Origin of the sequence: Parasphingorhabdus sp., from assembly GCF_036963805.1 — a bacterium.
Lineage (GTDB): Bacteria > Pseudomonadota > Alphaproteobacteria > Sphingomonadales > Sphingomonadaceae > Parasphingorhabdus.
Map to the genome: position 1 here is coordinate 22,836 of NZ_JBALUN010000017.1, position 6,000 is coordinate 28,835.

A 6,000-nucleotide genomic window follows, 5' to 3' on the forward strand; every position below is an offset into this window, starting at 1 on the left:
ATGATCGCACATATTGATGCGCGATACCTATTGTTAAACTAGGGGGCCTTTATGAAATTAAGGATTTTAACCGCAATTGCGATGATTGCGATGGCATTGAGTGCGCCGATTGTGGCGCAGGCTCAGACACCGTCATGGACCACAGAGCAAATGGCGGTTTGGAAAGTCGTAACTGACTCATATGTTGATGAAGTGGCCAAAAATGGCAAATGGCCCAATGCATATGTTCATGATAACGTGGTGAGTTGGTCCGCTGAGTCTCCCATACCAAAAGGGAAAGCTTCCATGGAGAAATGGGCTCGCTTCAACGATAGCCAAAGCAAGACGCTGCAATACGAGATACACCCCGTCGCGATCGCGGTCACCGGTGATACCGCAGTTGTCCACTATACGGGCATGTTCGTTTCCCAGCGCGGCACCGATAAGCCAGAGACAGAAGTGAACGGAACAATCGAAACGCTGGTGCGCAGTGGAGGTCAGTGGAAGTTTCTGTCCCTCACCGGTTTTGATATGAAAAAGAAATAAAATGATCTGCACCCCGATTGTGCAGAATGATCGGGGTGCCAATTATCGAGTGCGGCGCTTTTTATATCCGATTTTGCGCCAAAAGCAGATATCATAATGGACCAGTCCGAACGACTGCAACTGGGGCGGAAGCAGTCGTTTCGATCGCTCTGCGTTTTATGTCCGCTAGTCGGACCGGCTGCACAGAACCGGACAGTCGGCAATCGGCCCAATTGCCGCCGGTCTGAAATGCGCCCAATTGTCGTCATTCCGAAGGCTGACGCTGGTTCCTGGAAGCTGTCATTGCCTGAAGTCGATGCAGTCGCACCATAATGGCAATAACTGGGTGGTGACCCGCGAGTCCATTTTATACAATTCAACCAGATGCCTGCGCGCTAGTATCAACGATGGAACGACATTCGCGACCCGCCGTTCCAACGCCCCGTCGACCTCCCCGGTCGTCGGGGTTTTTTCTATAATGGAGATGTCCGCTTCTGGGTGGAAAGCGGACTGTCTGTTTTAAGAGCCACAATGCGTGAAGGCAGATGCTCCTTTATCGGTCGAAGGTGACTGTTTGCGCCAAATACTAACGGGCCTAGGCACCTTTTGTTATTGGTCTGAAATTCGTTGCCCGTTGATATCAATTTCATATTTTTTAGCGTGTTTTCCTCGCCAGAGAATGAACAGACCCGAAATCACAATCAATGCTGATCCAACCATCATTGAATGGCTTAACTGTTCACCAAAGAGCGCAATGCCAAGGGCAATACCAAAAAGGAGCCGCGTATATCTGAACGGGGTAACGGCTGAGACCTCACCCGTTCGCATTGCTTTCATCAGACACGAATAAGCACAAACGCCCGCGAGGACTGCCCCCAATATATAGAGAGACATTTCGAAGTTAGGCTGGACATATAAAGTCGCTTGCCAAACGGACACCAAAACCCCGGCAAGAATGATCGACAAAAACCCGTATAATCCGAGAATCCACGTGCTCAGCGATGCCGGCGCGGCGCGGCTAGCCAAATCGCGACCCGCGAACCCTATCATTCCCACGACAGCCAAAATTGAAAGCATGGAAAAGCTATCGGTCCCTGGCTGGACGATAATCACGATCCCGATCAATCCAAGGATGATTGCCGTCCATCTTCGCCATCCTACCTTTTCACCAAAGATCAATGCCGCCCCTGCCACGACAACAAGCGGCGTTGCCTGAAGGATCACGGTAGCGGCCGACAGTGGGATCAAAGCAATGGCTAGCACGTAGAACAATCGCCCGACGACCTCAAAGAAAACGCGGACGAGCATAGAGCGTGAAACGACTTCCCGGACAAAGAGAGGATCATCGTTGAGCTTGATCACACAGGCAAATATGAACGCCCCGCCTAAGCCAAACATGATGAGAATCTGACCGACCGGTAGTGTAACAGCCGCCGCTTTGACAAATGCATCCTCTATCGCAAAAATGGCCATGCCAACGACCATCCAAATGCTACCAAACAAGTTTTCATTATGATCGCTTACGTTTTTGATGGTCACAGTTTGCCCAATTTAATATTTCGATTTGATGACAGGATCGACGATTGCCAATTGGCCGATTTCCGCCTGTTTCTCGATGGCTAAGCTTCCTGATCCAATCACAGTCTATGCCCACTAATGATTCATCTGTTATCCAGTTATGGGCTCGATGGCCAGTGTAGCGGCATAAGCTATTGGACAGGATATTAATGACTATTTGTCACTAATGTCATGCTGCTTGCAATATAGGTGCAGGCCAATTCCATCTCTATATTACCACCGGCTGGAGATATCCCGCGACCTACAAATATGCTCAGATCGATGACGGGGCGTCAGCAAATATGTTATTTCATAAGGATACAAGCATGCAACATGAGACTAGCGAGCTTATCAAATCAGGAATTAGGCTCAAGTGCGGGGCATGTGAAAAAGGAAGCTTATTCAGATCCTATCTAAAATTCTACGATAGCTGCCCAAACTGCGGATTAGATTTAACAGTTGCCGATACCGCCGACGGCCCAGCTTTTTTCGTTGGTTTCTTTACAATGATTGTGATCACACCGTTAATCCTTGTTGCAATCCTGTCATTCGATAGCTGGATCGCCAAAGCAATCGCATTCATAATCGGTATTTTAACAGGGGTCATAGTTTGCTTACTTCTTCTTCCACCAGTTAAGGCAATATTGCTGAATTTACAGATTGAACATAATTCGGGTGAAGGATCTGTAGCAAGCTGACGGACGGGTTTTACGACAAGCTTATTTTGTCGCGCTATCGGGTTGCGGACACAATTTAGTATCATCGGTTTTCATTGTGGGAGCAGGCACAATCAATGTTTTTTCGATATAGTTCGACAATCCATCGATAAAAACCCGTGATTTCGAAGGTAAATGTTGGCGGTTTGGATAGACAGCAAATATAGCACGGTCGTCCTGAATGACATTGTTCATGAGCAGCGGCTTGAGCCGTCCTGCGGCTAAATCATCGCTAACCAGGAAATGCGCCAAACGCGCGACGCCCATTCCTTGCAATGCCGCTTTCTTAACTGTGAGGCCTATTCCTGAAAAATTGCTCTCGATAAATATCGTCTCAATTTTGCCATCAGTTCCAAATTTCCATTGGTCATTTGTGGTGCCTCTTGCGTGTATGGTTAGGCAGCGATGCTCAGACAGCTCGCTGGGCAAAGCTGGCGTGCCATGTTGCTCTAGGTAGTCAGGAGACGCGCAGACGACCCAAGGATCATCGATAAGCTTGCGGATAATGAATGAATTTTCGTCAGGCTTCGCAAAAAGAATAGCGACATCAATTCGTTCGCCGAGTAAATTAATCCCACCATCAGCCTGCATCAGGGTAATGGAAAGGTCTGGAAAGTTTTGAGAAAAGGTTTTCAAGAACGGGACAATAACGTGCATTGAGAATGCATCGGATGCAGCGACCCGCAATATTCCTCTTGGATTGCCACTTAAGTCGCGGACTGCGCTCTCAGCGTCATCGATAGATTGGAGTATCCCCTCACAGCGCTCGAACAATGCCTCACCGGCCTCAGTTAGAGACAAGGCTCTCGTTGTCCGGTTAAACAATCGGACACCAAGCCGTTCCTCAAATCGGCTAATCTTTCTGCTTACACCAGAAGCGGTAAGTCCAAACCGCCGCGCTGCGCCAACGAAGCTTCCTGTTAGCACGACCTCAGCGAAAACCGACATTTCTCCAATGGAATCCATACAATAGCATGTTTACGTTTGATGATATTAAGTCAACAATCAAGTTTGGGCTAGCGGGGCCGGGAGATCAGCGAGCAGACTAAGGATGAAATCGTAGCGGGTCTTGGACTTTTCTCACTTTGAACGCACGAAGATCGCGTCCACTTTCGAGCGGACGCAAACACCTCAGGAGTGGCCGGGATTGCGGCGGAAGCTGACATTACAATCGCTCCGCGTTTAATGTCCGCTAGTTGGGCTGGCTATCCAGAACCGGACAGTCCGCAATCGGCCCATTTACGGTCATTAACTTTGTTGATCGTTAATGCCTTCTTTGCGTCCATCGGAAGACGTCACTTAAAGCAACGATCATTTCTGGGCGCGGCTAAGCCTTCTGTATCTTTTGGGTCATTATCGCTACGGACAGCATTGTGGCCAAGCGTAACCAGATGAGAGCCATGCAAGAGTAATGTAGGTAATTTTTCACTCGCCTACGTCGCGGCCGGTATTACATATTGGAGTGCCGTCGCCCTCGGGTTATAAGCTGTTCCAGAGATTGTTTCAAAAATAGAAATGAATAAGCGCGATTTTGCGGAAGGTAGAGCCATGTCTGTTCCGAACCATGAAAGAAATGAGCGAACGGAATATATCATTCGGGATGAAGCCATGATTGTTCAGGAACGCGAAAAGACCGCAAGGTTTCAAATGGGGCTTCCATACTGGCTTGGTGGCTTGGCGTTAACGATAACAGCAGAGGTCTTGATAGTAGTATTGGTATTCGGTTAGATCTTTTTTGCGGTTCTGGTGGCTTTTGTAGACCATCTGTGAAGTGGTAGCATCGGAGTTCCCGAAGATGGGGATATCATGAAGTTCAGCTTCCCGTCACAGTTCCACAGCTTACAGGGTGGATAGCACTCGATTAAAGAGAACATTGGACCCTTCGCTTGAATTAGATGGTCCAGATTGACCTTGAACCAATTCCCGCATTTTGGACAAGCGGCGCTAATATTCACGCTATTCTGCTTCATCATATAAACAGTTTTGTAAATTGAAGGTAGAATCGGCGTTCCCATTCTGTTCTCATTGCCAGAATGAGTGGTATGAGGAAAGAGTGCACTTAAAGCCGCATCGCTCAGGCGCCCCTGCGTATCGACCGCTTTTCAGTTTGACTACGCATGGATCCACATTGGGAAAACTGGCGCATCGTATCCGCGAGCAAAGAAAAACACTTCCGGCTGAAGCCTTGGTTTTGAGGTTGGAAATGAGATGGAAAAAAGTTTCCGTCGGCCAGCCTCCTACCAAGAGGTATATCATGAATATAAAGACCACCACTGGACATTCGCCGACGGGTCACCCGCCTGGAACCGAACAAGATAAAGTTCGGATCCTACACCGTGTCACGCCATTCGGCGAATGGCCGGAAGTTGCAGACCCTGTCGAACCACTGATGAATGTTGCAATCCTAGATACAGAATCCACTGGTCTTGATCCCATTCGCGATGTCGTGATCGAAATTGCCGTCGCATTTGTCATCGTCGATGCAAAGGGACGAATTGTCAGGATCAAAAGCGCCGGGAAGTCATTGCAAGATCCTGGCGTTCCCTTGTCGCCAAAGATCGTCCAGCTCACCGGATTGACTGACGAAATGTTGGCCAGCCAGACTATAAACCCTGAGCGTATTGCTGCACGCCTGAATGAGATGGATGCCATCTGCGCCCACAATAGCTTTCATGATCGGCGATTTGTCGAGAGACTGCTCCCGGATCTTGATGCAAAACCATGGATCTGCTCCATGCGCGATTGCGATTGGGCTGGCTGGGGCTTCGATGGAGCCAAGGCTGATCATCTGCTGATGCAGGCAGGGATGTTTAATCCGGTCAAGCACCGCGCAATGGATGACGTGATCAGTCTCACCAATTTGCTAACCTTTGTCACGCCCTCCGGCAAAACTGCCTTGGGCGAAGCAATTGACAACGCCCGCCGCGACACGTGGCTGTTTGAAGCGCGCGGATTGCCATATGATTATCGCCAGATCATAAAAGATCGAGGCTGGCGCTGGAATGGCAAAGTTTGGTGGACAGAGGTTCCGCATGATCAGCGCGAGGCAGAAGAGGCTTGGTATGCGCGGGCGTTAAAGCCGTTTTCGGGCACGCCGCATATCGAGCCAATCACATGGCTAGAACGATACCGCTGAATCCTAAAGTTTAAGAAACGGGCAGCCAAAAAGCTGCCCGGAGAACAATGAAATTGAAAGTGAATTTGAGCTTCCGAAGTGAATGGA

General features: G+C 49.0%; 7 protein-coding genes. 5 read left to right on the plus strand and 2 right to left on the minus strand.

Annotation, left to right across the window (positions count from 1 at the left end; translation table 11 throughout):
• Positions 1 to 51: 51 nt before the first annotated feature.
• Both V7676_RS17505 and V7676_RS17510 read left to right on the plus strand, forming a co-directional pair.
• Positions 52 to 525 carry a hypothetical protein gene (locus tag V7676_RS17505; protein WP_335660887.1) on the plus strand — a complete coding sequence of 158 codons (474 nt, stop codon included), beginning with the start codon at positions 52 to 54 and terminating at the stop codon, positions 523 to 525.
• 96 nt (positions 526 to 621) lie between these two features.
• Positions 622 to 837 carry a hypothetical protein gene (locus V7676_RS17510; RefSeq protein WP_335660888.1) on the plus strand — a complete coding sequence of 72 codons (216 nt, stop codon included), beginning with the start codon at positions 622 to 624 and terminating at the stop codon, positions 835 to 837.
• Between the two features lie 276 nt (positions 838 to 1,113).
• On the opposite strand, the gene V7676_RS17515 is transcribed toward V7676_RS17510, so the two are convergent.
• Positions 1,114 to 2,043 carry a DMT family transporter gene (locus tag V7676_RS17515; protein ID WP_201295655.1) on the minus strand — a complete coding sequence of 310 codons (930 nt, stop codon included), beginning with the start codon at positions 2,041 to 2,043 and terminating at the stop codon, positions 1,114 to 1,116.
• A gap of 344 nt (positions 2,044 to 2,387) precedes the next feature.
• On the opposite strand from V7676_RS17515, the gene V7676_RS17520 reads away from it, so the two are divergent.
• A complete protein-coding gene (locus V7676_RS17520; RefSeq protein WP_159645592.1) occupies positions 2,388 to 2,759 on the plus strand; it encodes a DUF983 domain-containing protein in 372 nt (123 codons plus the stop codon).
• A 21-nt stretch (positions 2,760 to 2,780) separates the two neighbouring features.
• On the opposite strand, the gene V7676_RS17525 is transcribed toward V7676_RS17520, so the two are convergent.
• Positions 2,781 to 3,743, minus strand: a complete 963-nt coding sequence (locus V7676_RS17525; RefSeq protein ID WP_100093763.1) for a LysR family transcriptional regulator — start codon at positions 3,741 to 3,743, stop codon at positions 2,781 to 2,783.
• A 549-nt stretch (positions 3,744 to 4,292) separates the two neighbouring features.
• Between V7676_RS17525 and V7676_RS17530 the strand changes: the two genes are divergently transcribed.
• Both V7676_RS17530 and V7676_RS17535 read left to right on the plus strand, forming a co-directional pair.
• Positions 4,293 to 4,505: a hypothetical protein gene (locus tag V7676_RS17530; RefSeq protein WP_335660889.1), complete on the plus strand. Its 213-nt coding sequence runs from the start codon at positions 4,293 to 4,295 to the stop codon at positions 4,503 to 4,505.
• A 526-nt stretch (positions 4,506 to 5,031) separates the two neighbouring features.
• Positions 5,032 to 5,913, plus strand: coding sequence for a 3'-5' exonuclease (locus tag V7676_RS17535; protein ID WP_335660890.1), 882 nt, complete (start codon positions 5,032 to 5,034; stop codon positions 5,911 to 5,913).
• Positions 5,914 to 6,000 lie beyond the last annotated feature (87 nt).

Excerpts from the sequence above, each read along its gene's own strand:
- V7676_RS17505 (WP_335660887.1), top strand. The coding sequence starts at position 52 with ATGAAATTAAGGATTTTAACCGCAATTGCGATGATTGCGATGGCATTG.
- V7676_RS17510 (WP_335660888.1), top strand. The coding sequence starts at position 622 with ATGGACCAGTCCGAACGACTGCAACTGGGGCGGAAGCAGTCGTTTCGA.
- V7676_RS17520 (WP_159645592.1), top strand. The coding sequence starts at position 2,388 with ATGCAACATGAGACTAGCGAGCTTATCAAATCAGGAATTAGGCTCAAG.
- V7676_RS17525 (WP_100093763.1), bottom strand. The coding sequence starts at position 3,743 with ATGGATTCCATTGGAGAAATGTCGGTTTTCGCTGAGGTCGTGCTAACA.
- V7676_RS17530 (WP_335660889.1), top strand. The coding sequence starts at position 4,293 with ATGAATAAGCGCGATTTTGCGGAAGGTAGAGCCATGTCTGTTCCGAAC.
- V7676_RS17535 (WP_335660890.1), top strand. The coding sequence starts at position 5,032 with ATGAATATAAAGACCACCACTGGACATTCGCCGACGGGTCACCCGCCT.